A 24,327-nucleotide genomic window follows, 5' to 3' on the forward strand; every position below is an offset into this window, starting at 1 on the left:
GGGCCCAGGACAGTCGGGCCCAGAAGGTCAGGCCCCGTACACGTCCGGGCCCACCCTGCGGGTCATCCGCCGGTATCGCGACATGGACCAGGGCCAGTTGTGGGTGTCGAGCCCGTCCGCTTGCTTGTACCAGCTGTCGCATCCCGACGCCCACACCGTTCCCGGTTGCCTCGAGCGCAGGGCGGTCATGTAGTCGGCGAACACTTTTCGGCGCACTTCGAGGACGCCGACGGCGCCGCGCCGCAGACGCTTGACCGCAGCGACGACGTGGTCGGCTTGGGCCTCCATCAGGTAGATCACCGACCCCGAGCCGAGATTGGTGTTGGGACCGTACATGAAGAACAGGTTGGGGAAGTCGGGTACCGACAGCCCCAGGTAGGCCTCGGGGGCGCCGGCCCACTTGTCGTGCAATGTCATTCCGTCACGCCCGGTGATCGACACGCTGCCGGCAAAACCGGACGTGGCAAAGCCCGTGGCGAAGACCAGAACGTCGATCGGACATGGTCCGGCATCGGTCTCGACCCGACCGGGCCGGACACCGACGATCGTGTCGGTGGACACGGTGACATTCGGACGCTGCAGGCTCTCGTGGTAGCCGTCCGCGATGAGGATCCGTTTGCATCCGATCCGGTGGTCCGGAGTGAGTGCTGTACGCAAGTCTGGATCACGCACTGTGTGCCGCAACATGATCCGGTGGATCAGTGCCAGAGAGGTCAGCATTCGGGGCCAGCGCCAGAAGAACATGCCGAAGAACTCGAGGTAGAGCCACATCAGTTGTCGGGCGGCGCTCCTGAGCAGCGGATAGCGCCGGTACACCGCGCTGATGCCGGGACCGTACGAACCGTCCGGTTTCGGGAACACGAACGGCGCGGAGCGCTGGAACACGGTGAGGTGTTCGACCTCCTGCGCGATGGCCGGGATCACCTGGACGGCGCTGGCCCCGGTTCCGATGACGGCGACCCGCTTACCGGTGAGATCGACATCGTGCCGCCATCGCGCAGTGTGAAAGGCCGGTCCGGAGAACGTCTCCAGGCCGTCGATGTCTGGAACGGCCGGGATGTCGAGTTGGCCCGTCGCACAGACCACAACCTGCGCGTCCACCCGGGAACCGTCGGTCAGCTCGAGTTCCCATCGGTTGCCGCGCCACGTCGCCGACGTGACGCCCACACCCAGACGGAACCGCTCGGTGACCCCGGCCTCGTCGACGCAGCGCTGAAGATAATCGCGGATCTCCGGACCGGGCGCGAAGCGCCGGGACCAGTCGACCTGCTGGGCAAAGGAAAAGCTGTAGACATGGGACGGTGCGTCGCAGGCGGCACCCGGGTACGTGTTTGCCTGCCATGTACCCCCGACGGCGTCGGCCTTGTCGTAGACCACGAAGTCGCGCTCACCGGCGGTCTGCAGCTTCAGAGCCACTGCGATGCCGGAGAATCCGGCTCCGATGATGGCAGTCCCGACCGTTGTATGCGCCTGTGGATCGCGAGCAGTGCTCACCCCGGTACCACTCCACCCAGCTCGGCGGTGATGTCGTCTGCGGTGTCCCGGAGCCGGTGTCCGATGTCGCGGAGTTCGCCACCGGTGATCGCTTCCGGCACGTCGAGCAGGCACAGCGATCCGACAACCGTTCTCTCGCGGTCGAAGACAGGTGAATTGACCGAGAGCGGCCGGTAGAGCTGGGCGTCGTCTATCTCACCGACGAGCATCTCGACGTTGAGTCGTTCCTCCTGGCCTCGGGTGAACCGGGATGCGCGCTCGGAACCGTAGGCGATGGATGTCGCCGAGACCGCCACGTCGCGGAAGGCCGCGGGCTCGGGCGGATACTGCTCCACCGCGAAGCGCCGGTTCCGGATGAGGTCGAGCACCGCCCGATACCGGCTCGAGTCCTCGGCGACAACGGGATTGCGGTCCAGCCAAGCGGTGATGGCGAAGTCGTCGGCCCACGCCACCAAGACCGAACCCAGCGGCGGCCGATGGGTGATCTTGTCCCCGGCTCGCACACCGAGGAGCGGGCGGTCGTCCGGTTCGGGATGAGCGACCTCGGCGACCACGAGGTCACCACCGGACGGCACGATCAGGCAGCACACGTTGCCCGACTCGATGGCCAACCGCGACATGGGTTTACGGGCCGGCGCGATCGCGTTGACGGCGATCCGCGCCGAGTCGCCGACGGGGGCGAGCCTGGGTCCGAGCCGGTAGGTCTTCTTGGTCGGGTGTTTGACCACCCAGCCCACCCGGGTCAGCTCGGTCAGCATCGGGAACAGTGTCGCCTTGTCGGCCCCCAGGGTTCGCGAGATGTCGGCCAGGCTGCGCCCGTCGGTGGGCCGATCGGCCAGGTACTCGACGATCTCCACCAATCGCTCGGTCTGGGGTGAACGCCTGACCATCAAACACCCATTGCTGCCACGTGTTTGAGGATGTCGGGATATCTGCGGGTGTGCGCGCCGCCGTTGAGGTCGAAGGCGGCTCCGCTCACCCACGACGCACGGTCTGAGGCCAGGAATGCAACCATCTCCGCCACTTCCTCCGGTTGTCCACTGCGGCCGAGGGGTGTGTTCTCGATGTAGTCCTCGGTGAGACCAGGAACCAGGGCCAGGCCCGCAACGAGTGGGGTGTCGACCAGGCCGGGGGAGATCGCGTTGACCCGGATCTTCCGCTCGCCCAGCTCGAGGGCCGCGACCTCGGTCAGCATCAGCACGCCGGCTTTGGCGGCGCAGTACGCTGCCATGCCCGTTCCCGGCTGTCGACCGTTCAGCGATGCGATGGTGATCAGGCTCCCGCCGTCCGCGAGGTGTCTGGCCGAGTGTTTGGTCACCAGGAACGCCCCGGTGAGGCAGACATCGATGGTGGTCTGCCAATCAGCCAGGGCCAGGTCGGTTATGGCGCCGGGGATCGTGAGTCCGGCGCAGTTGACGACGCTGTGGAGCTGCCCGTGTTCGGCCACGATCTCGGTGAAGGCGCGGTCGACGGATTCCTCGTCCGTCACGTCGAGCCGCTTGGACGTGACCGATGGGCCGATCTCGGTTGCCCGCTGTGCGGCCTGCTCGGCGTTGATGTCGGCCAGGACAACGGTGTCGCCGCCTCCGGCCAGCAGTCGAGAGGTTGCGAGTCCGATTCCGGAGGCGCCGCCGATGACAAGCGAGACCTTGCTATGGGTGCTGATGATGGCTCCTGTGTTCTCGCTGGTGCCGGTCAGCCGACCAGCACCTGCTGCGGTTCGATGAGTACTTTCTGCTGATTCGACGGCGACCCCAGTTCGGCGATCAGCCGACCGAGGTCGTCGAGCCCGCCGCGCCCGGTGATGAAGTCGGAGACGTCGATCCTGCTTTGCTGCAACAGTTTTGCGGCGAGTGTGAACTCCTGCCTGGTGTAGTACGAGACGAAGCTCATGTCGATGTCCTTCACCACGCCGGCGACGGGCATGAAGCCGTCCTCTTCGAGGCACACTCCGGCCACCACGATCCGGCCGCGGGGTGCGACGGATTCGAGGCAGGCGGCGATCATCCCGCGCGACCCCACACATTCGAAGACGACGTCGAAACCCTCACCTGGGTGATCGGCGGCGGGATCGACAACCGAGGACGCGCCATAGACAAGCGCTGAGGTACGCCGGGAGGCGACCGGATCGGACACCACGATCTCGTCGACGCCTTGGCGGACTGCCCAGAGCAGGATGGCGATACCGACCGGCCCCGCGCCGACGATCAGCACACGATGGCCGGGCTTGATGGCCCCGCGGGCAACGGCGTGCAACCCCACGGCAAGAGGCTCGGTGACCGCGCCGACCGCGGTAGGTGCGCCGTCGAATCGAACCGTCTCGCGGGCGCTGACCCGGATGTACTCCGCGAATCCGCCGGCGCGTCCACCCAGGCCGAACGCCTCGACCCGCGTGCATCGGGCCACGTCCCCGCACACGCAGGAAAGGCATGTGCCGCAACCGCTCACGGGCATCGCGGTCGCCGGCGTGCCGATTTGCCACTGAGCGGCGACATCGCGCCCGGCAGCGACAACGGTGCCGGAGAACTCATGCCCCATGATCGTGCCGGCGGGCAGAAAGGGGGCGGTCTTGATGTCTGATCCACAGATGCCGCACGCGCTCACCTCGAGGATCAGATCGTCGGGGCCGGGCGTGGGATCGTCGACCTCGCACACCGAGAACGTCCCGGTGTCGACCACAGCTGCCCGCATGTTCGCTCCCCGATCACGGACGGTGCGCGCACCGTCCATCGATGCGACCCACGTCACATTTGTTCCGTCATTAGTTCACAGCAGCGCGGTACTGTCAACGAGAATCCCGCGTCTGAGTGTCAAGTGGCGCAACCGCTTTCGAAAAGTGTTTGCACTGTGCAAATCGTTGGTGGGTCGAAGCGTGCTCAGTAGACTGCCGCAGGTGACCAATGGGGCAAATGGCGGCGGGACCACGCCGGAGCAGGTGACCGTCGGTGATCTGACGTTCGACATCTCGGTGTCGCGGCCGGAGTCACCGCCGGCCGGGACTGTGCTGATGCTGCACGGGTTCCCCGAATCGCGAGCATCCTGGCGAGCTGTTGCCGACCTGCTGCGGGACGCCGGTTACGCGACGATCGCACCTGATCAGCGCGGCTACTCGGCCGGCGCCCGCCCTGTGGGGGTCGACGCTTACCAGCTCGACGAACTCGTCGCGGACGTCATCGCGATCTGTGACGCACTCGGGCTGGACACCGTGCATCTCGTGGGACACGACTGGGGAGCTGCCGTCGCATGGACTGTGGCCGCGCGGCATCCCGGACGGATCTCGTCGCTGACCGCCGTATCCGTGCCGCACCCCGCAGCTTTCGCGTGGGCCAAGAGCGAAGACCCCGAGCAGCGAGAGCGTTCGGGGTACATGGAGTACTTCCAGATACCGGACGAGCCCGAGTTCAATCTGCTGGCCGACGATGCCGCTGCGCTGCGGATGGGTTTCGGGGATGCGGTTCCCGGTGATGTGGCCGACCAACATGTGCGGGTCCTCAGCGCGCCGGGGGCGATGACCGCCGCTCTGAACTGGTACCGCGCTCAGACCCCGGCGAGCGAAGACGTTCCCGTCGTCGACGTACCGACCACGTTCGTGTGGAGTTCGGGCGACATCGCGATCGCGAGGGCCGGAGCCGAGCGTTGCGGTGAGTTCGTGCGCGGCGACTATCACTTCATCGAGATCCCAGATGCCTCGCACTGGCTGCCCGACGAGCATCCGGAGGCCATCGCCGACGCGATACTCTCGCGCATCGGCCGGTCGCCGGCCACCACGGCACGAGGGGATGCGCGGACATGACAGCACCGATGAGGATGATTCCCGGTCGCTACAGGAAGGTCGCCTGATGGGCGCCGAGTTCGCGGTGCTCAGCGGAGGTGCCGGCCTGTCGCTGATGTCGGCGGTGCCCGGCCCCGACCTGGCCGGCGCCGGGTATGACGAGGGTGAATACGCGGTGTCGGGGGTGGCGACGAGGTACTCAGCCGCCGGCCTGCCGGCCGATGGCTGTTTCGACATCGAGCCGGTCGACGACGCCGAGTTCATCACCCGCGTGGTCACGCGAGCGCCCGCCGACGCCGAGCGCTTCAACGGCACGCTGGTGGTGGAGTGGCTGAACGTCAGCAGCGGGCAGGACGCGGCCCCCGACTACACGTATCTGAGCGAGGAGATCGTCCGGGGCGGATACGCCTGGGTGGGGGTGTCGGCGCAGTTCTCCGGCGTTCAGGGTGGTTCGGCGACGGTGGCCGTCGGTGATGGCGCGCCGAAGGGCCTGGTCGGTGCCGACCCGGAGCGGTACGGCGGCCTGCATCACCCCGGCGACGGGTACAGCTATTCGATCTTCTCCAGGATCATCGACACCTTGCGAAACGGCTCTGCGACCCCGCTGGCCCACCTCGACATCCAGCGGGTGCTGGCGGTCGGTGAGTCCCAGTCCGCGCTCGCCATGACCACGTATGCGAACGGTGTCCAGCCGCATGACCGTCTCGTCGACGGGTTTGTCGTCCACAGCCGGGCAGGTGCCCCCATGCCGTTGGGGGAACCTGGTCGGGCCATCGATCTCGTCGCCGCTCTGGGCGCACCCGCCGTGCGAATCCGCGACGATCTCGATGTCCCGGTGATCCTCGTGCAAACCGAGACCGACATCTTGGGGCATCTCTGGTACCACCCTGCCCGACAAGACGATTCGGCCCGACTGCGACTGTGGGAAGTCGCAGGCAGTGCGCACGCCGACCGATTCCAGATCGGCGATTTCGAGACGTTCCTCGGATGTCCCACCGCGGTCAACGACGGCCAGCAACGTTTTGTCGTCCGGGCCGCCCTGCGTCATCTCGACGCCTGGGTGAGCGACGGGCGCGAGCCGCCTGCCGCCGAGCAGATGGCGGTGGACGACACCGGGCCCACTCCGCGGTTCGTCACCGATGCGGTGGGCAACGTCGTCGGGGGAGTGCGCACTCCGAGCGTGGAGGTCCCGACGTCGGTCCTCAGCGGATTCAGCACGGCCACGGCGTCTCGGATCTGCCAGCTGTTCGGGTCCACCGTCCCGTTGTCCCCGTCTGAACTCACCACGATGTACGGCACACCCGAGGCCTATCTCGAGCAGTACACGGCTGCCGCCGACGAGGCGATCGCGCGCGGTTTTGTCCTCGCCGAGGATCGCGCGGAGATCCTGCGCGACGCGAATGAGGCGGCTGCGGCCTGGCGCCTCGACCGGTAGAACTGTGGTCGTGAAACTGTTGCTGCTCGCCGACACCCACATCCCCAAGCGCGCCAAAGACCTTCCCGCGGTCGTGTGGGACGAGGTCGACCGGGCCGATGTGGTGATCCACGCCGGTGACTGGGTCGACCTTGCAAGCTTCGAAGCACTCGAGCGCCGGGCGAAACGACTGATCGCGTGCTGGGGGAACAACGACGGCCCTGATCTGCGGTCACGCATGCCCGAGCGCGCCGATGTGACCCTCGGCGGGCTGCGTTTCACCGTCACGCATGAGACCGGCGCGTCAGGGGGTCGGGAAAAACGGATGGCGGTCGCGTACCCCGACACCGATGTCCTGGTGTTCGGTCACAGTCACATCCCGTGGGACACCACCACGGGTACGGGTCTGCGTCTACTCAATCCCGGTTCGCCCACCGACCGGCGCAGGCAGCCGCATTGCACGTACATGACTGCTCGCGTGGTCGATGGCGACCTCGGCGATGTCGTTCTGCACCGGATCGAGCGGTGAACCGCTGACGCCAGGCCCGTGGCCGGACGTCAGCGATCAGAAGTCAGGCCGGTAGCGGCTGACCCGGTGTACCGCTGTCGCGACGCAGCACCCGGAGCGACCCCTGCGCGCCGACCTCGGTGAACTGCCCTGTCTGCAGGGCCTTCTCGTAGATCTCGAACGGTGGCCGGCCACCGTCCTCGGGGTTCGGGAAGACGTCGTGGATGAGCAGGGCGCCGCCCACCCGCACCCACGGTGCCCACCCCGCAAGATCGTTCTGGGCTGCTTCGCTGCTGTGGCCACCGTCGATGAACACGAAGTCCGCGGCCCGGCCCCAGACCTTTGCCGCCGCCGTCGAGGTGGCGAGCAATCCGATCACCGTCTCTTCGAGACCGGCGTCCCACATGGTGCGCCGGAACCGGGCCGAGGTGTCCAGTGTTCCCGTGTGCGGGTCCACCAGCGAGGTGTCGTGGTATTCCCAGCCGGGCTGATGCTCTTCGGAGCCGCGATGGTGGTCGATGGTGACGATGGTGGCGCCGGTCGGTTCTGCGGCGGCTCCGAGGAAGACGGTCGACTTCCCGCAGTAGGTTCCGATCTCCACCCCGATGCCCACCGCGTCGGGAGCCGACAAATATTGCTGCGCAACCCGATACAGCGCGACGGCCTCGTCGATCGGCATGAAGCCGGGAGCCTCGGCCGCGGCGTGCAGGTGCCGTTCGCTCGGCTGGTCGTTTCGGGTTTCGGATACAGATGTCATACCGGTGATCCTATCGGCGCCTCCGCGTAGGGTTGTGCGTTATGAAGGCGCAGATACTCACCGAAGAAACCGGCCCGAGCGGATTGTCCCTGAACGAGGTCCCGGACCCGGAGCCCACCGGCACCCAGGTGCTGGTCGACATCAAGTCCTGCGGCGTCTGCTTCCCCGACCTCCTGATGAGCCAGGGCAAGTACCAGCTCAAGGTGCCGACTCCGTTCACGCCGGGCACCGAGGTGGCGGGTGTCGTGTCGTGGGTGCCCGAGGGATCCGACCTGTCGGTGGGCGACCGGGTTCTTGTCATGTCGGTGGTGGGCGGTTTTGCCGAGAAGGTGGCTGCGGCGCCCGAGCAATTGCTGCCCATCCCGGACGGCCTCACATTCGACGAGGGTGCCGCCATGGGCATCAACTTCCAGACCGCGCTGTTCGCGCTGAAGACACGTGCCCATCTCGAACCGGGTGAGACCGTCGGCGTTCTCGGTAGCGCCGGGGGCGTGGGCGTGGCAACCATTCGCGTGGCAAAGGCAATGGGCGCCAGGGTGATCGCCATCGTGCATCGCACCGGTGCCGAAGAGATGCTGCGGGAGATGGGCGCCGACGAGGTGGTTCAGCTCGAGGAAGGCTGGGGCTCGCGGATCAAGGAACTCACCGGCAACGGTGTCGACGTCCTGATCGACCCGGTGGGGGGCGAGGTGTTCGACGAGGCGCTGCGTCAGGTGGCCCCTGACGGCCGGTTCGTGGTCATCGGGTTCGCGGCAGGCGGTATCCCCACGGTCAAGTTGAACCGGGTGCTGTTCCGGAACATCTCGGTGGTCGGCGCCGCCTGGGGCGAGTACGTCCGCACCCACCCCGGACTTCCGGCGCAGATCCACCAGGAGCTGACCACAATGATCGCCGGCGGCATGCGGCCACCGGTGAACGTGACCTATGAACTGGCTGATCTGCCCCAAGCTCTCGACGACCTGGCGGCAGGCAAGGTCCTCGGCAAGGCGGTAGTCAAGATATCGGAATAGTGGGAGTGGAAAACAATGTGTCGCAACATAACTGAGCTTCGTGGACTCGAACCTCCGGCCACCGACGTTGAGATCGAGGCCGCGGCCCGCCAGTACGTCCGCAAGGTCAGCGGCGTGCAGAAGCCGTCGGAGGCGAACCAGCAGGCGTTCGAACTCGCGGTCCTGCGGGTGACCGCTGCGACGCAGGAGTTGCTCCAGTCATTGCCGCCCCGGCGACAGCCACCCAAAACCGTTCCGCCCCTGCGTCGTCCCGAGGTGCAGGCGCGGATCGCGGCGCGAGCGGCGCGCGGAGCCTAGTCGAGTCCGAACAACTCCGACGCGTTGTGGTGCAGCACCCGGCGTAACCACTCGTCGCCCATGTCGAGTCGGTTGACCGCACGAAGTGCCGTTGCGTAGCCGTAGGGGATGTTGGGGAAGTCGCTGCCCCACAGGACGCGGTGGCCCAGATCGGCCAGCTGTGCCCTGCGATCGTCGGGAAACGGTGCCATCTCTTCGGCGAAGTCGGTGAATGCCATCGTCGTGTCGAGATGAATCCGTTCGTGGCGGCTCGCGATATCGAGGAAGTCCGCGTACTCGGGCATGCCCATGTGCGCGATGATCAACGTCAGCGTCGGAAACCGCTGCAACAGTTCGGCGATGGGCTCCGGGCCGGTGAAGGTCCCCGGCGCCGGGCCCGATCCGCAATGGATGACAACCGGTGTTCCCGCATCGGCGATGGCACCCCACACCGGATCGAGCAGTGGGTCGAGCGGACTGTAGTCGCCGACCTGGATATGCGCTTTGAACACCGATGTGCCCGATTCGATCGCTGCGGCGACGTATGCCGGTGCAGACGGCTCCGGGTAGAAGGTGGCAGTTCGCAGACAGTCGGGGGTGTGTGACGCGAACTCCGCGGCCCAGCTGTTGAGCCAGGCGGCCATGTCGGGTTTGTGCGGGTAGATCATCGACGTGAACGTCGTGACCCCGAAATCGCGCAGTGTCTGTACTCGCTGTTGTTCGTCGGTGCGGTAGGTGATCGGCCACTGCCTTCCGACGAGCGGGCCTGCGGCGTCGAAATAGGCCCAGACCTTGTCCATCACCGACTTCGGCATGAAATGGGTGTGGACGTCGATCATTCCCGGGAGGTCCAGGTCGCTCCAGATCCTGCGAACGGCGTGCACCTCGGCCGGGGACGAGGGGGAAGGCTCGGACACCTCGCCCACGCTACCGACTGCTTGCTCACCCTTTGGCAAAGCCTGCGTCTGGACGGCTGTCCAGACATGTGTATGTTTTAATGGTCGAAGTCCGGCGGGGAGTTGCTCCGCAAGTCCGGAACGAAGGCGTGCCGATGACAACTGATCGCATACTCGTGACAGGAGCGTTCGGCCTGGTGGGGGCCGAATTGGTCCGCACCCTGCTGTCCGGTGGCCACGATGTGGTGGCCACCGACCTCGACATCGAGCCCAATCTCAAGAAGGCCGCTCGGCTCAGCGGCAAGAACGGGCTCAGCGGTAGCAAAGGGCTCGCCGGCAGGAACGGGCTCGACGTCAGATGGGCCGACCTAACCAATCCCGCTGCGCTGAATGCGCTTGTGTCCGCGGTTCGTCCGACGGTCATCGTGCACTTGGCCGCAGTCATCCCGCCCGCTTGCTACGCGCGCCCTGACCTCGCCCGCAAGGTCAACGTGACGGCCACGCAGTCCCTGGTCGATGCCGCTGTTGCCCAACCCTCGCCGCCGCGATTCATCCAGGCATCCAGCGTGGCCGTGTACGGGCCGCGGAACCCACACCGCGTGGACGATGTCCTCACCCCGGACATGGCGCCGGCACCGTCGGACCTGTACGGCGCACACAAGGCCGAAGCCGAAAAGATCGTCACCGCTTCGCATCTCGATTGGGTGATCCTACGGTTGGGCGGGGTGATGACAGCTGAACCGCGCTGGGACATCGACAAGGATCTGGTGTACTTCGAAGGGTTGCTGCCCACGGACGGCCGCATCCAGACCGTCGACGTGCGCGATGTCGCCCATGCGTTCGCCGCAGCCGCCACCGGCCAGATGAGCAAGGAGATCTATCTGATCGGCGGTGACGAGTCGCACCGCATCACACAGGGTTTCCTCGCTCCGGCTGTTTCGGAGGCGATGGGTCTCACCGGTGGGCTCCCCATCGGCAGGCCAGGAAACCCGGACAGTGACCGCGACTGGTTCGCCACGGATTGGATGGACACCAGCTCCGCGCAGGCGGCCCTGGGTTTCCAGCGGCACACGCTTGCAGACCTCATCGCCGAGACCCGCGATCGGGTGGGTGTCAGGCGTTACCCGCTGCGGGTGATCGCCCCGGCGATGCGCAGATACCTGCGCGCTCAGTCGCCGTATCGCCACACGACGGGCCGGTTCGCCGATCCGTGGGGAGCGATCGCCTCCAGGTGGGGCGATCCAGCGCCCGACGGCCTCGATGGCCGGCAAGCACGGAACAGCGGGGTGAAGTAGTCCGATGGAGCGCATGACCGGACCGGACGCGTTGATGCTCAACATGGAGACCTCGACGACTCCGATGCACACCCTGAAGGTCGCAATTCTGGACTCGTCGAACCGTGGCACACCGGTGACCCTCGCCGAACTGCGCGCGTTGGTACCCCGCTATCTCGGCCACTTCCCCCGGGCGACCCAGCGGATCGAAGCGCTGCGTGGCCATCGGGGACGTCCTTTCTGGGTGCCCGACATGAGCTTTCGGATCGCCCACCACATCGATGAGCACGCCCTTCCGGCTGCTGGCGATCAATCGCAGCTTGATGAATTGCTGGCCGCCCTGGCCACGAAACAGCTCTCGCGCGACCGGCCCCTCTGGGCCATGACGCTGGTGCACGGGCTCAGCGGCGGCCGTCAGGCGGTGGTCATCCGGGTGCATCACGCGGTGGTGGACGGTCTGGCGGCGCTGAACTGTTTCCGCGCGGTGACCAGCGACAGCCCGGGAGCGACTGCGGCTGAACCGAATCCCTGGTCGGTCGAAGACGCCACACCTCCCGAACGCGCCGAGATGCGTGCGATGGCCCGCCGAGAATCGGTTCGCCTGATGCGCGACCTACCGAACGTAGTGTCAGATGTGTATCGCACCGGGGTGGCGGCCCGTCGTTTCGAACAGCGCCGAGCCGTACCCCACTTCATGGGCGCCGACCGCACGAGCTTCAACACCCCGAGTTCACATCGGCGGCGCTGTGCCAGTGCGTCGATTCCGCTCGCTGACGTGCGGCGGGTCGCGGTGGCCACGGGCACAACTGTCAACGGCGCGTTCCACGGGATCGTGGCAGGCGCGATCCGCGCGGAGCGTCTGGCCCGCCGAGAACGCACCGATCGTCCCGCCGTCGGGATGTTCGGGGTGTGCCGCGACCTCTCTTCGCCCCGCCGCCAGGGCAACGAGCTGGCGACGGCCACCGTCTACCTCCACACTGAGATCGTCGACCCCGTCGAGCGGGTGCGCGCCACCGCATCGAGTTGCGCTGCGGCCGTGTCCCTTCGCCGGCAGCTGGGTTTCGACCTCACCGAGCATCTCGCGACCTACACCGGTCGCCTGGGACCCTGGGCGCGTCCGATCGCAGCGCCCATCGCGCCGCTGGTGATGAACCACATCACCACGGCGAACATGCCAGGACCGAAAGAACATCGATGGATCGGCAACGTGAAAGTGGAGCAATGGACGTCTTTTGCACTGGCGATAGCCCCGGCAGATGTCAACCTGACCGCGTACAGCTACGCGGGGCAACTGTCGATGGGCCTGATCACCACACCCGAGTCCATGGCTGACCCGGCGGCATTCCTCGGCCGGGTCCAGTCGTCGCTGGACGAATTGACCTCGGCACTGCGCACGGCTGAGATGCTGGATCGATGACGGCCACACCCGGGCCGGATCGTGGCCGCTGGCAGAACAGATTCGACTCGTCGCTCACACGGATGTCGCTGCTGGCCGAAGTCCTGCCCCGCGCGGTGCTGAGCTCGCGCAGCGCCAGCCATCGCGCCGCGGCCACGGGCATCCCACCGTCGGCGTTCGGCGTCCGCCAGGTGGGTGAGACAGCGCTCGACGAGTTCTTCATCGCCGGCTTTTCGCTGCTGCGCGCCGTGCCCGATGAAGACGACATCCGAGCGAACGTGGACAGGTGTGCGTTGGTGGGCAGCAGGCTCAGGGCGCTGCCGATGGCCGAGGCGAACCCGGATCCCCCCGAGCTCCGAATCCAGCGGTCGATCCGCCGGAAATTGGGCCCGGTGGCGTACGAGCGGCTGGACTACGCGAGTCCGGACCCCCACCCTTTGTTGCTCTCGGGCGACAAGACCAAGACGGCGGCAACCGTGCGGATCCTCGAACACCGCGAGCGGGGGCACCCTTGGCTGCTCTGGATCCATGGCGCCGGTCAGGGCCGGATCGACGACCTGATGTCGTTGCGCGCAGCGTTCCTGCACGAGGAACTCGGCTACAACGTCGTGTTCCCGGTCCTGCCCGGGCACGGGTTACGACGCAGCAAAGGCGTGACCTTCCCCGGCTTCGATCCGATGGCCAACGTCGCGCTCACCGCTCGTGGGATCGCGGAGGTCCGTGCCCTGGTCCGGTGGATGCATGCGCAGGATCCGACCCCCATCACCGTCGGTGGCATCTCGCTGGGTGGTCCGGTCGCCGCAATCGTGGCCGGCCTCGAACCGCAGGTGCAATCGGTGATCGCAGTGGTTCCGATGCTGGACCTGCACGCAACCATGGCCCATCATCTGCTCCGCGGCGGTGACCGGGGTCGTGCGATCGCAGAGCTGTTGCGGTCGGATCCGGTCCAGGACGTGACGAGCGTGGTGGATCCCCTCAGGGTGGTACCTCATGCGCAGGCGGACCGCCGTCTGGTGGTGGCCGCCCTGAACGACAGGGTGACCTCGGTTGCCGCCGCGGAACGTTTGCACGCCCATTGGTCGGGGCCGGTGCACTGGTACCCGGGTGGACACATCGGCGGGGTGATGTCGTCGGCCGTGCGTGCGGCGATCACCGATTTCGCCTCGGCGCAGACCTAGAACGGCCCGCGCCTGAGGCGCCCTGTGCCGAGTGGTCGGCCGGAGCAGGTTGGTGACCCACGTGGCGGTCGGGGTACCGTTGCCAGCTGTGCCTGATCAGTCCCCGGTTGAAGCCACTCGTCGACGACTGACGGGCAAACGTGCCGACACGGTGTTGAAACTGGGTGCGGCCACCGTCGAGGTACTCGGCGAAGTGGGCTACTCGGAGCTGACGGTGCCTCTCGTCGCGGCCAAGGCGGGCCTGGCCCGCGCGACTGCGTACATCTATTTCTCCTCGAAGGAACACCTCGTCGCTGAGGTGTACTGGCGTCGGCTGACCACGGCCACACCTCCGGCCAACGACTCTCCGGAGATGATCGAGCGCGTCGTGAGTGTGCTGCGGTACCTGGCCCTCAATGTCGCCGACGAGCCCGAGTTCGCCGCGGCGGTGACGCAGGCATTGCTCAGCAATGACTCCGACGTCGAACAGCTCCGCTTCCAGATCAGCCGCGAGATCCATCGGCTCCTGGTGGCAGCCGTCGGGTCGGAGGGAAGCTCCAGAGATGTGGGACTGCTGGAGTTGGTCTACACCGGCGCGATGGTTCGCGCGGGGATGGGTCACCTGTCCTACGGCGAGGTCGCGGACCAGCTCGAGGCTGCCGCGCGCCAGATTCTGGCCTGAACGCGCGCGCCTTCAATAGTCAAGTCGTCTAATAGCTTTCGCCAGTTCCCGGCGCTGAATGCGCGCTGGGTCCGGCGCCTGTGACCGCTGTCGAGAACTCCACTCAATCACACAACTGGACACCCGTCTATACGGTTGACGATACGAATGTCTGTGCGTAATGTCTGACTGGCTTCGAACAAAGTGATCTGCATCACCAGCCGCCCCATCTCCCGCTCCTCGCGAGCCCACTGAGAAACCAGTCCTCCGTCGTGGATGGCCGGGCGATGGCGTCTGGCGCTCGATCGCCCCATCTATGGATCGTGAAGGGTATGAAATATGAAGTCACGCAGGACAAGTCGCAGCCGCGGCCAAGTCATCTTCGGCGTCGGTGCCTCGGTGTTGTTGACAGTTCTCGGCGTCAGCGCGTGCAGCGATGGTTCCGACAGTGACTCCCCGGATTCGTCGCTGCCCACAACATCCCTGCCGGCGGACGCCGCCACTGGCGCCCCGATCAAGGTGGGCTTCATCAACAGCGAAGGCGGGTCGTTCGCCTCTTTCCCGGCCAACCGCGAAACCGCTCAGGCCGCAGCCGAATACATCAACGCCAACGCGGGCGGCGTGGACGGACGGCCCATCGAACTCGTCATCTGCAAGCAGCAGGAAGAACCGGCTTCGGCGACGAACTGCGCCAACCAGATGGTCGAGCAAGGTGTTGTCGCAGTGGTGGTTCCCGGTGGAGCCCAAGGGCCGGCGATGTTGCCGATCCTCTCCGGCGCAGGTATCCCGTACGTCGGCCCGGTCGGCGTCACCCCCGTCGAGCTGACCTCGCCGGACTCCTTCATGTTCACCGCCGGACTGCCCGGCGTGCTCGCCGGTATGGCTCAGTATTCGGCGCAGAACGGCATCAAGAAGCTGGCCCTCATGTCGGGTGACGGTGGAGGCACCCCCGCGGCGATCTCCGCGATCGGCAACCCGATCTTCCAGGCGGCAGGTATCGAACTCAAGGTCGTACCCATTCCGACCGCAGTGCCCGACCCCACGCCGCAGCTCACCGCAGGGCTGTCCGACAACCCCGATGCCGTCGCCATCGTCGGCGACGCCAACATGTGCATCTCGGTGCTGAAGACCATGCAGACCGTCACCCCAGGCAAAGACCGATTGGTCGTGCCCACGTGCGTCGCCCCTGACGTGGTGAAAGCCGTTGGCGGATCGGTCATGGAAGGCATCAAGGACTTCACCACCGTCGACATCTACTCAGACGATCCCGACTCGGTCCTCTACCGCTCCGTGATGGCGCAGTACGCACCGGAGACCGACATCGGCGGCTACGGCTACACCGGATACCAGGGCGTTCTCGGCCTGTACCGGGTGATCGAGAACCTGACCGGCGACATCTCGCCCGCAACGGTGACCGGAGCCCTCAAGGCAGCCAAGGACATCCCGCTCCCCATCGGGGCCGGACTGAAGTTCACCTGCAACGGCACCGCGATCCCGCAGCTGCCGTCGATCTGCAGCAAGACGTTGCTCGTCGGTCCGGTCGACAGCGAGGGCAAGCCCTCGAACCTGACGAGCGTCGGCTAGATCCAGCGCGAGAAGACCCACCTGAATCATCGAAAGAAGTTGGAACAGTAGATGACCGAGCACTTTGCCTATCTCTTTCTCGGCCTGGGCAACGGAGCGGTCTACGCCGCCCTCGGACTCGCGTTGGTGATGACCTTCAAGAGTTCGGGGGTGGTGAACTTCGCGACGGGAGCTGTCGCGCTGTACACCACGTACACGTATGGGTTACTGCGTGAGGGAGAACTCCTCATCCCGGTACCCGGCTTCCCGTCGACGATCGAACTGGGTGGCGAACTCGATCTCGTTCCCGCCGTCGCGATCTCGCTGGTGATCGCGGCGGCGCTGGGAGCGCTGCTGTACCTGGTGGTCTTCCGGCCGATGCGGTCGGCGCCGGTGGTCGCCAAAGCCGTTGCGTCAATCGGTCTCATGCTGGCCATCCAGGCGCTCCTCGCGCTTCGGGTCGGCACCACAGCGGTTCCGGTGGCACCGATCTTCGAACCGGGAGTCCTCTCCATCGGTGAGAGTCAGGTGCCCACGGACCGCATCTGGCTCGCCGTGGTGATCGTGGCCCTGGCGACGGTGGTCGCGCTGGTGTATCACTTCACGCGGTTCGGCGTGGCCACCGAAGCCGCCGCGGAATCGGAGAAAGGTGCGTTTGTCACCGGGCTTTCGCCCGATCGCATCGCAGTGAGCAACTGGGCTCTGTCGTCGGTGATCGCCGGACTCGGCGGTATCCTCATCGCCCCGATCGTGCCCCTGAGCCCGATCGCGTACACGATGTTCATCGTGCCCGCACTGGCTGCGGCGCTGGTGGGCAACTTCTCGTCCATGGCTTTGGCCGTCGCGGCGGGGCTGGGCATCGGCATACTGCAGGCAGAGGGAACGCACCTGCAGAGTCTCTACAGCTGGATTCCGAAATCTGGTGTATCCGAGGCGATCCCGCTGCTCTTGATTCTGGTGTTCCTGGTGGTCAAAGGTCGGCCGTTGCCCAGTCGCGGCGGTATCGTGCACCAGAACCTCGGCCGGGCTCCCCGTCCGAGACGGATCTGGACGCCGGCAGTTGCCGCCACCGTGATTGCCGTCATCGCCCTGTCGGCGACGTCGGGCAGCTACCGTGGGGCGATCATCGCCACATTCATCTTCGCGATCCTCGGACTCTCGCAGGTGGTGGTGACCGGGTTCGCCGGACAGGTCTCGCTCGCCCAGCTGACCCTCGCGGGTGTCGGTGCCTTCGGGTTGAGTGTGGTGAACACCGAACTGGGGATACCGTTCCCGTTCGCGCCGATCCTGGCTGCCCTGATGGCCACGGTCATCGGGGTGGTGGTCGGGTTGCCCGCCCTCCGGATCCGGGGGCTCCCGTTCATGGTGGTCACGCTTGCGCTCGCGGTGTTCCTGGAGACCTTCTGGTTCCGCAACCCGTCGTTCAACGGCGGACTCAAGGGCTCGAACTTCGACGCACCGAGCATCTTCGGGATCGATCTGGGTATCGGCGCCGGGGAGAACTACCCGAGGGTCTCGTTCGGGATCCTGTGCCTGATCATCGTGGTGATCGCTGCGGTCGGCGTCGGCCTGCTGCGGCGCAGTCGGCTCGGCTCGGCCATGCTCGCCGTCCGCGCCAACGAGAGGTCCGCGGCCGCCGCGGGTATCAACGTGTCGCGAACCAAGCTGGCCGCGTTCGCAATCGGCTCGTTCCTCGCCGGGCTCACCGGCACCTTGCTCGCATACCAACAAACTCTCGCAACCGCTGATCCGTTCAGTGTGTTCGCCGGCATCGCGATCTTCGCCATCATCTACACCGCCGGGATCACGTCCGTGTCGGGCGCTCTGCTCGCAGGTGTCCTCGCTCCCGGTGCGTTGCTGTACATCGTGCTGGACCGGGCCTTCGACTTCGGTGACTACTACGCGCTGGCCAGTGGGGTGCTCCTCATCCTGACGGTGATGATCAACCCGGACGGCATCGCCGGACGCATCACCCCTCTGGTGCAACGATTCTCGCGGTCCGAGACACCCCGAGCCCCGGCCGGGGAGCCTGATGCCTCGACGGCGCCCACATCCGGTCAGCTCGACGCCGGTACACCGGTGATCGATCGTGACCGGACGCTGCTGAAGGTCGACTCCGTATCGGTGCAGTACGGCGCAGTCACCGCTGTGAGCGAGGTGTCGTTCGAGGTGTTCGACGGTGAGATCGTCGGGCTGATCGGGCCGAACGGTGCCGGAAAGACCACCCTGATCGACGCCATCAGTGGGTTCGCGTCGGCATCGGGACACATCACTCTCGACGGAACCGACGTGACCGATCTGGCTCCGCACCGACGCAGCCGACGTGGATTGGGTCGCACGTTCCAGGATGTCGAGCTGTACGACGACCTGTCGGTGCGGGAGAACGTCACCGTCGGCGCGCGTGGCGGTAAGGCTTCCACGAGCGACGAGAGCGTCGACGATGTTCTCGGCTTGCTCGATCTGCATTCGGTCGCCGATGTCACCGTTGCCTCACTGTCACAAGGACAACGGCAATTGGTGTCGATGGCGCGGGTGCTCGCCGGCAATCCCTCGGTGGCACTGCTCGACGAGCCCGCCGCCGGCCTCGACAGCAACGAGAGTCGGTGGCTCGGTGAACGGCTACGCGCCGTCCGCAACAACGGCATGACGATGCTCCTCGTCGACCACGACATGGAACTCGTTCTGTCCGTGTGCGATCGAATCATCGTTCTCGATCTCGGCAAGGTCATCGCCAGTGGGACCCCCGACGCCATCCGGGCCGATGAGCACGTCATCCGTGCCTATCTGGGTGTGCCTGCGGGTGGTCGGGACACCGCCGAGGCCACATCGGCGACCGGGCTCACGGAACAGAAGGTGATCTCATGAGCGTGCTGGAATGCAAGGGCCTGGAGGCCGGGTACTTCAAGCGCAGCCCGTGTGTGCGCAACGTCGACCTGAACATCGGCGCGGGCGAGGTGGTGTCGCTGCTGGGGCCGAATGGTGCAGGCAAGACCACCTTGTTGCTCACCTTGGCCGGGTTGTTGCCGAGTTTCGGCGGGGACGTCTTGGTGGGTGGGCAGACCCTTCGTCGCGGAAGTCCGCGCGCGGCAGTGGGATCGGGCCTCGTGCTGGTGCCCGACGATCGCGCGCTCTTCCGCGGACTGAGCGTGCGCAAGAATCTCCAGCTCGCGACCCGCGGACGTGACCGCGGCAAGCAGGCATTGAACGAGGTGCTCGAGTACTTCCCGGCACTCGGTGCTCGCCTCAAAGTCGACGCCGGGCAGCTGTCCGGGGGTGAGCAGCAGATGCTGGCCATCGGCCGCGCACTCATCCAGCGGCCGAAGGTACTGCTGATCGACGAGCTGAGCATGGGGCTCGCACCCGTTGTGGTGGAGTCGATCCTGCCGATCATCCGCGCGGTCGCGGACCGGGGCGACACAGCGGTCGTGCTGGTGGAACAGCACGTCCACCTCGCCCTCGGGATCGCGGACCGAGCCGTGATCATGGTGCATGGTGAAGTGGTCCTCGACCAGCCCTCGTCGGTGCTGTCGGACGATCCATCGTTGGTCGAGCGGGCGTACATGGGTGCGCGCAAAGATGACTCGGAGAGCGTTGCGGGCTGAGTTGGGCGCTTTCTCGTCGAAGAAACTGTCAGACCCCGCGGTTAGACTGGGTGGTTCGGCACTGTCGGTTTGCTCGAAATAGGTTGCAGCGCAGGGAAATAAGGTAGTTCGAACACTTGTGCGAACAGTGATTTTGTTCTAATGTTGAGGCATGGATATCGGGGGAATCCGCACAGCGTTGGCTGTGGTTGCGCAGGGGTCACCGCCTGAAGCTGATGCCGTTCTGGCCGAGCAGGTGGTGGCGTTGATCAAGGTTCGTCATCTTGTTGATCACGTGTTGTCGGTGTGGGCGGGGGCGCTCGATCGGCGTGGTGTGGCCAAGCGGCTCGGAGCGGCGTCCACTGCTGCTTTGTTGATGAGCGGGGGACTTGCGCCTGGGTGTTCCCACCGCACGGTGCGGGTAGGTCGTGCCTTGGCGTTGTTACCGCGGGTCGAGGATCATGCTCGCGACGGTGACTTCTCCGGCGAGCAGGTCGACGCGATCGTGCGGGGCATAGCGCATGTCGAGCGAGCTGTGCCCGAATTGCCGGACGCAGCCCGCGACGCCTGTGTGAACCGCCTGCTGGGTCAGGCGTGGTCGGGTGCCACACCCACTGAGATCGGTGAACGGGCTCGTGGTGATGCGTGCGCGCTCGCGCCAACAACAGGTGCGGTGCCGGTGTCGGAAAACGCTGCGCTGAACGGCTTCACGGTCACTCCCGGTGGTGACGGGCGGGTGCGCGGAAAGTTCGACGTCGACGCAATTCTCGGGGAGAAATTGTTGACCGGGCTGGATCCACTGACCAGGCCGATGCCGGCCGACGATGGCACGCCTGACCCACGCTCGACCGAACAACGAATGGCCGAAGGCCTCGAGCGCTTGATCGACGCCTACTTGCAGGCCGAAGACCGGCCGACGGTGGGTGGGGTGCGCCCGCATCTGACGATGACCGTTGATGCGCGTGAGCTGGCCGAGGAAGGGGCGGCACTGCCGGGGTCGGGCGCGTCGACAGATGACTACGCGCAGTTCCTCGATGATCAGGGTTATACGAGCGCGTTCCACTTGCAGTGGATGGGTCCGATCAGCGGTGAAGCCGCACGGTTACTGGCCTGCGATGCCACGTTGACGTCGATGATCCTCAACGGTGAACGTGTGCCTCTCGACGTCGGTCGAGAACATCGCACGGTGACCCCGGCGATACGGAAAGCGTTGTTGGCGCGCGATTGTGGATGCGCGTTCCCAGGATGTGGTCGCCCTGCGGGATGGACCGATGCCCATCACATCGAGCACTGGTCCAAGGGCGGCAAGACCAGCCTGAGCAACACCGTCCTGTTGTGTCGGCACCACCACCGAATTATTCACCACCAGGGGTGGGCAGTCGCGATAGGTGGCGATGGGCATCCGTGGTTCACGCCACCGAAGAGTGTCGATCGACGACAGAAACCGATACCGGCCCACCGACGGTCGCGGATCGTCCTGCCCGCCGCCGCCTAGAACTCGAGATCTCGAACTGCAGACCATGTAACCGATCGACCAGCTCCTTGACAACTACACAGTGTGAGGCCGACTCAGTCCCATTCTCTTGGGCGTCAGTTCCTCAGTGCGGGGAGCACCTTCTCGCCGATGAGGTGCACGCTGTCCCAGGATGGTTGCTCAGGCATCCCGCCGCACAGGGGGTGACTTGTCACCAGGCGTACTTCGCGACTACGGCATTTCTCGACCAGGTCGTCCGGGGTGCAGACCAGATAGCCCGTGCCGCTACGAAGTTCGTCCCCGGTGGTGGAGCTGTCTCGAACATGCGAGGCGTGATCGCCGTGCCACGCCTCGTACGCCTGGGCGTCGGCGAGAAGGTACGAGCCGTAGTGGTGCCAGAACCGGTCCGGGTCTTCGGTGCAGAACACCGTCGACGGCCCTGGCGGCGGCATCATCACAAAACCCGGTTCGCGGCCGTGCGCACGGCATTCCGACTCGTACAGGTCGCGCAACGCGGTGTCGGCGACTTGGGGTTGGAAGCCGAGGTCGAGTCGGGCGGCGCGCAGAGCAGCAGCCCTGGAGCCGCCGCCGTAGAACAACATCGGATGGGGCTTGGACAACGGCGCCGGAGTCACCTGCGCTGTCCGTCCTTCGAACTCGAACGGTTCCCCACTCCACGCGGCCCGAAGAACGCCGATCAGTCGTTCGATATCGGCGCCCCGACTGACCCACGGCCGACCGAGTTGGGCGTACTCGTGGGGCAGGTACCCGAGACCGAGCGTGTACGACACCCGGCCCCCGCTGAGGTGGTCGAGGACGGCGATGTCCTCGGCCAGTCGCAGCGGGTCGTACAGATTCGCGACAAGCGCGGACACTGTGATCGCGATCCGAGACGTTCGTGCGGCGAACGCCGACGCCACCAGCATCGGGCTCGGGAGGTAGCCGTCGGGCGAACCGTGGTGCTCCGACAACATCAGGGCGTCCTGGCCGTGTGTGTCGAGGTACTCCGCCTGCTCCACCGACCGCGCGAAGAGTTCGCCGCGGGCGGCGGGGGTGGCGCCGGGAGCGCGGAAGTCGAATCGAGTCGCGAAGAATGTCACCGGACAGCTCAGTCCGCTGCCCGCGTCGCCTTCTTGTGCTTCTTGATGACCTCGCCGAACATCATGTTGAGCCGGGTACCTTGCGGCCAACCGATGTAATAGCAGAGGAACAAAGCGATTTCGAGTAGCTGATCACCATCGAGTTCGCCGTTCCCGAGTGCGGCGCCGGCCTGGATCTCGGCGACATCGGTCTGCCCGGTTGCGGCCAGCGCGCCCAGCAGCAGCAGTCTCCGATCCCGCACGGTGAGCCCCTCACGGGTCCACACCTCGGCGAACAGCTGGTCGGCGGTGTGCGCGAAGAAGTCGCCCGGGCCGTCCTGCATGTCCCACCCGTAGACCTTGGACATCATGTCCAGGCCCCGTTGACGTCGCTCTGACGTGCCCTCAGTAGTCATTGTTTTGCCTTTCCCACACCCAAGCCGTCAGCGAAACGATCCAAAGAGATATGCCCGAGCGGCAGATCGACCCCGAGTTCGGCGCCGAGCTGCAAGGCGAGTGCAAGGTCCTTCTCGCCGAGATCCCGCACGTGCGTGAAGATCCCGTACCAGAAGTCGTCGGGATCGATGGGCGCCGTGGTGTCCCGCAGCATGATCGCACCCGGTCCACCTGTTATCGCATCGGTGTGCCGGACCACCTTGCCGAGCTTGGCGATGTCGATGCCCGCCGCCTCCGCCAGCCGCGCCGCCTCGGTGGTCGCGGTGAAAGCGATGAAGTGAAGCAGATTGCGGGCCAACTTCATTCGGGTACCGGCACCCACCGGTCCGGCGTGCACCATCATGTCCGAGACCGATGAGTACGGCTCTTTCAGCTGAAGATAAGCCGACCGCTCACCGCCGACCATGATGGCGAGCTTGCCTTGTTGCGCCCCGGGGGCGCCCCCGGAGACCGGTGCATCCACCAGCTCCACGCGCGACTTCGCGCACACCGCGGCGAGATCGATCGCGGTCTGCGGACCGATCGTGGAGTGGATCGCGATGACCGTGCCGGGCGCCGCGGTCTGCAGGATGCCGTCGGGGCCGGAGACCACCGACTTGACCTGCTCGTCGTTGAGGACGGTGATGCCGATGACCCCTGCGGTCTTGGCGACCTCGGCAGGCGAATCGGCCAGTGTGGCACCGGCTTCGACCAGCTTCTCGGCCGCCTCGGGCCGGGTGTCGCAAACAACCAGGCCGCCGGGCCAGGCGAGTAGGCGCTCGGCCATGGGGGCACCCATGTTGCCCAGGCCGATGAAGCCGACTGCTTTCTGATCTGTCATGACCGGATGATCTGTCCGCCATCGACATTGAAGATCTGACCGGTGATCCAGCCGGCTTCGTCCGACAGCAGGAACAGGAGCATGCCGACCAGATCGTCGGGTGTGCCCATGCGAGACAGCGGCAGCTTGCTGACCATGTCCTTGACCATGCTGCCCGGCGTCGTCGACTTGGTCGCCTCGGTGTCGATGGGCCCCGGTGCGATCGCGTTGACGCGGATGCCGGAACCGCCGAGTTCGGTGGCGAGCTGCTGGGTCAGACCGTTCACTCCCACCTTGGCCAAGCCGTAGAAGCCGCTGTACAGCCATGCCGCGGTGGAAGACTGATTGACGATCGCGCTACCGGGCTTCATGTGACCGTAGACCGCACGGGTCACGTTGAGGGCGCCGTCGAGGTTCACGCTCATGAACTTCTTGTAGTAATCCCAGGGGACGGTGATGAGGAAGTCGAGCTTCATCCCGCCGTAGATCGCGGCGTTGTTCACGAGATAGTCGATCTGCCCGTAGGCATCGAGGGTGGCGGTGGCCAGGGCCTGCGCCGACTCGGGATCGGAGACGTCGGTGTTGACGTAGAGCCCACCGAGGTCGGTGGCGACCTGCTTGCCTGCCTCATCGTTGAGGTCGGCGACCACAACGTTGGCGCCCTCGGCGGCCAGACGGCGTGCATAGATTTCGCCGATACCACCGGCGGCGCCGGTGACGATGGCGGTTTTGCCTTCAAATCGGTTGTTACTCATACATG

The 24,327-nt window shown here is 65.9% G+C and carries 23 protein-coding genes; 13 read left to right on the top strand and 10 right to left on the bottom strand.

Annotation, left to right across the window (positions count from 1 at the left end; all coding sequences use genetic code 11):
- Positions 1-27: 27 nt before the first annotated feature.
- Genes ACVWY6_RS02770 through ACVWY6_RS02785 form a run of 4 tightly spaced genes read right to left on the bottom strand, consistent with a single transcriptional unit; the run spans position 28 to position 4,242 of the window.
- Positions 28-1,494 (bottom strand): flavin-containing monooxygenase, encoded by a 1,467-nt coding sequence (locus tag ACVWY6_RS02770; protein WP_457536049.1) that lies wholly within the window; start codon positions 1,492-1,494, stop codon positions 28-30.
- Positions 1,491-2,384 (bottom strand): IclR family transcriptional regulator, encoded by an 894-nt coding sequence (locus tag ACVWY6_RS02775; RefSeq protein ID WP_247209980.1) that lies wholly within the window; start codon positions 2,382-2,384, stop codon positions 1,491-1,493. The genes ACVWY6_RS02770 and ACVWY6_RS02775 overlap by 4 nt, the downstream gene beginning before the upstream one ends.
- Positions 2,384-3,160 (bottom strand): SDR family NAD(P)-dependent oxidoreductase, encoded by a 777-nt coding sequence (locus ACVWY6_RS02780; RefSeq protein ID WP_116917593.1) that lies wholly within the window; start codon positions 3,158-3,160, stop codon positions 2,384-2,386. Before ACVWY6_RS02780 ends, ACVWY6_RS02775 begins: the two co-directional genes overlap by 1 nt.
- A gap of 29 nt (positions 3,161-3,189) precedes the next feature.
- Positions 3,190-4,242 carry an alcohol dehydrogenase catalytic domain-containing protein gene (locus tag ACVWY6_RS02785; protein ID WP_457536050.1) on the bottom strand — a complete coding sequence of 351 codons (1,053 nt, stop codon included), beginning with the start codon at positions 4,240-4,242 and terminating at the stop codon, positions 3,190-3,192.
- Positions 4,243-4,387: 145 nt separating this feature from the next.
- Between ACVWY6_RS02785 and ACVWY6_RS02790 the strand changes: the two genes are divergently transcribed.
- Genes ACVWY6_RS02790 through ACVWY6_RS02800 form a run of 3 tightly spaced genes read left to right on the top strand, consistent with a single transcriptional unit; the run spans position 4,388 to position 7,209 of the window.
- Positions 4,388-5,287, top strand: a complete 900-nt coding sequence (locus tag ACVWY6_RS02790; RefSeq protein WP_457536052.1) for an alpha/beta fold hydrolase — start codon at positions 4,388-4,390, stop codon at positions 5,285-5,287.
- Positions 5,274-6,701 (top strand): alpha/beta hydrolase domain-containing protein, encoded by a 1,428-nt coding sequence (locus ACVWY6_RS02795; protein ID WP_457536054.1) that lies wholly within the window; start codon positions 5,274-5,276, stop codon positions 6,699-6,701. Before ACVWY6_RS02790 ends, ACVWY6_RS02795 begins: the two co-directional genes overlap by 14 nt.
- 10 nt (positions 6,702-6,711) lie before the next feature.
- The gene (locus ACVWY6_RS02800) at positions 6,712-7,209 is read left to right on the top strand and encodes a metallophosphoesterase family protein (protein ID WP_457536055.1); all 498 of its coding nucleotides are present in this window, start codon (positions 6,712-6,714) and stop codon (positions 7,207-7,209) included.
- Between the two features lie 43 nt (positions 7,210-7,252).
- Here ACVWY6_RS02800 and ACVWY6_RS02805 read toward each other — a convergent pair whose 3' ends face one another.
- Positions 7,253-7,945: a class I SAM-dependent methyltransferase gene (locus ACVWY6_RS02805; protein ID WP_030165055.1), complete on the bottom strand. Its 693-nt coding sequence runs from the start codon at positions 7,943-7,945 to the stop codon at positions 7,253-7,255.
- A 41-nt stretch (positions 7,946-7,986) separates the two neighbouring features.
- On the opposite strand from ACVWY6_RS02805, the gene ACVWY6_RS02810 reads away from it, so the two are divergent.
- Positions 7,987-8,955 (top strand): NADPH:quinone oxidoreductase family protein, encoded by a 969-nt coding sequence (locus ACVWY6_RS02810; protein ID WP_457536057.1) that lies wholly within the window; start codon positions 7,987-7,989, stop codon positions 8,953-8,955.
- A gap of 15 nt (positions 8,956-8,970) precedes the next feature.
- A complete protein-coding gene (locus ACVWY6_RS02815) occupies positions 8,971-9,252 on the top strand; it encodes a DUF2277 domain-containing protein (protein WP_062798993.1) in 282 nt (93 codons plus the stop codon).
- On the opposite strand, the gene ACVWY6_RS02820 is transcribed toward ACVWY6_RS02815, so the two are convergent.
- A complete protein-coding gene (locus ACVWY6_RS02820; RefSeq protein ID WP_457536059.1) occupies positions 9,249-10,148 on the bottom strand; it encodes an amidohydrolase family protein in 900 nt (299 codons plus the stop codon). The two genes, ACVWY6_RS02815 and ACVWY6_RS02820, sit on opposite strands and share 4 nt — an antisense overlap.
- Positions 10,149-10,282: 134 nt before the next feature.
- On the opposite strand from ACVWY6_RS02820, the gene ACVWY6_RS02825 reads away from it, so the two are divergent.
- The 8 genes from ACVWY6_RS02825 (at position 10,283) to ACVWY6_RS02860 (ending at position 21,254) form a co-directional block, all read left to right on the top strand.
- Positions 10,283-11,422 carry an NAD-dependent epimerase/dehydratase family protein gene (locus ACVWY6_RS02825; protein WP_457536060.1) on the top strand — a complete coding sequence of 380 codons (1,140 nt, stop codon included), beginning with the start codon at positions 10,283-10,285 and terminating at the stop codon, positions 11,420-11,422.
- Positions 11,423-11,435: 13 nt separating this feature from the next.
- Positions 11,436-12,818, top strand: a complete 1,383-nt coding sequence (locus tag ACVWY6_RS02830; protein ID WP_457536061.1) for a wax ester/triacylglycerol synthase domain-containing protein — start codon at positions 11,436-11,438, stop codon at positions 12,816-12,818.
- Positions 12,815-13,975, top strand: coding sequence for an alpha/beta hydrolase (locus tag ACVWY6_RS02835; protein ID WP_062798988.1), 1,161 nt, complete (start codon positions 12,815-12,817; stop codon positions 13,973-13,975). Before ACVWY6_RS02830 ends, ACVWY6_RS02835 begins: the two co-directional genes overlap by 4 nt.
- 88 nt (positions 13,976-14,063) lie before the next feature.
- Positions 14,064-14,636: a TetR/AcrR family transcriptional regulator gene (locus ACVWY6_RS02840; protein WP_038252633.1), complete on the top strand. Its 573-nt coding sequence runs from the start codon at positions 14,064-14,066 to the stop codon at positions 14,634-14,636.
- Between the two features lie 318 nt (positions 14,637-14,954).
- Entirely contained in the window at positions 14,955-16,199 is a 1,245-nt protein-coding gene (locus ACVWY6_RS02845) for an ABC transporter substrate-binding protein (protein ID WP_457536064.1), read from the top strand.
- Between the two features lie 51 nt (positions 16,200-16,250).
- A complete protein-coding gene (locus ACVWY6_RS02850) occupies positions 16,251-19,043 on the top strand; it encodes an ABC transporter permease subunit (protein WP_457536066.1) in 2,793 nt (930 codons plus the stop codon).
- A complete protein-coding gene (locus tag ACVWY6_RS02855; protein WP_062798982.1) occupies positions 19,040-19,780 on the top strand; it encodes an ABC transporter ATP-binding protein in 741 nt (246 codons plus the stop codon). The genes ACVWY6_RS02850 and ACVWY6_RS02855 overlap by 4 nt, the downstream gene beginning before the upstream one ends.
- A 151-nt stretch (positions 19,781-19,931) precedes the next feature.
- A complete protein-coding gene (locus ACVWY6_RS02860; protein ID WP_457536068.1) occupies positions 19,932-21,254 on the top strand; it encodes a DUF222 domain-containing protein in 1,323 nt (440 codons plus the stop codon).
- Between the two features lie 95 nt (positions 21,255-21,349).
- Here ACVWY6_RS02860 and ACVWY6_RS02865 read toward each other — a convergent pair whose 3' ends face one another.
- Genes ACVWY6_RS02865 through ACVWY6_RS02880 form a run of 4 tightly spaced genes read right to left on the bottom strand, consistent with a single transcriptional unit; the run spans position 21,350 to position 24,322 of the window.
- On the bottom strand, positions 21,350-22,333 hold the full coding sequence (locus ACVWY6_RS02865; protein ID WP_457536070.1) for an LLM class flavin-dependent oxidoreductase: 984 nt from the start codon (positions 22,331-22,333) through the stop codon (positions 21,350-21,352).
- An 8-nt stretch (positions 22,334-22,341) separates the two neighbouring features.
- Complete coding sequence (locus ACVWY6_RS02870) at positions 22,342-22,728, bottom strand: carboxymuconolactone decarboxylase family protein (RefSeq protein WP_030165011.1); 387 nt, start codon at positions 22,726-22,728, stop codon at positions 22,342-22,344.
- Positions 22,725-23,588, bottom strand: a complete 864-nt coding sequence (locus tag ACVWY6_RS02875) for an NAD(P)-dependent oxidoreductase (protein ID WP_457536072.1) — start codon at positions 23,586-23,588, stop codon at positions 22,725-22,727. The genes ACVWY6_RS02870 and ACVWY6_RS02875 overlap by 4 nt, the downstream gene beginning before the upstream one ends.
- Complete coding sequence (locus ACVWY6_RS02880) at positions 23,585-24,322, bottom strand: SDR family oxidoreductase (protein ID WP_030165005.1); 738 nt, start codon at positions 24,320-24,322, stop codon at positions 23,585-23,587. Before ACVWY6_RS02880 ends, ACVWY6_RS02875 begins: the two co-directional genes overlap by 4 nt.
- Between the last annotated feature and the right edge of the window lie 5 nt (positions 24,323-24,327).

The sequence above is a fragment of the Williamsia sp. R60 genome, from assembly GCF_054063855.1.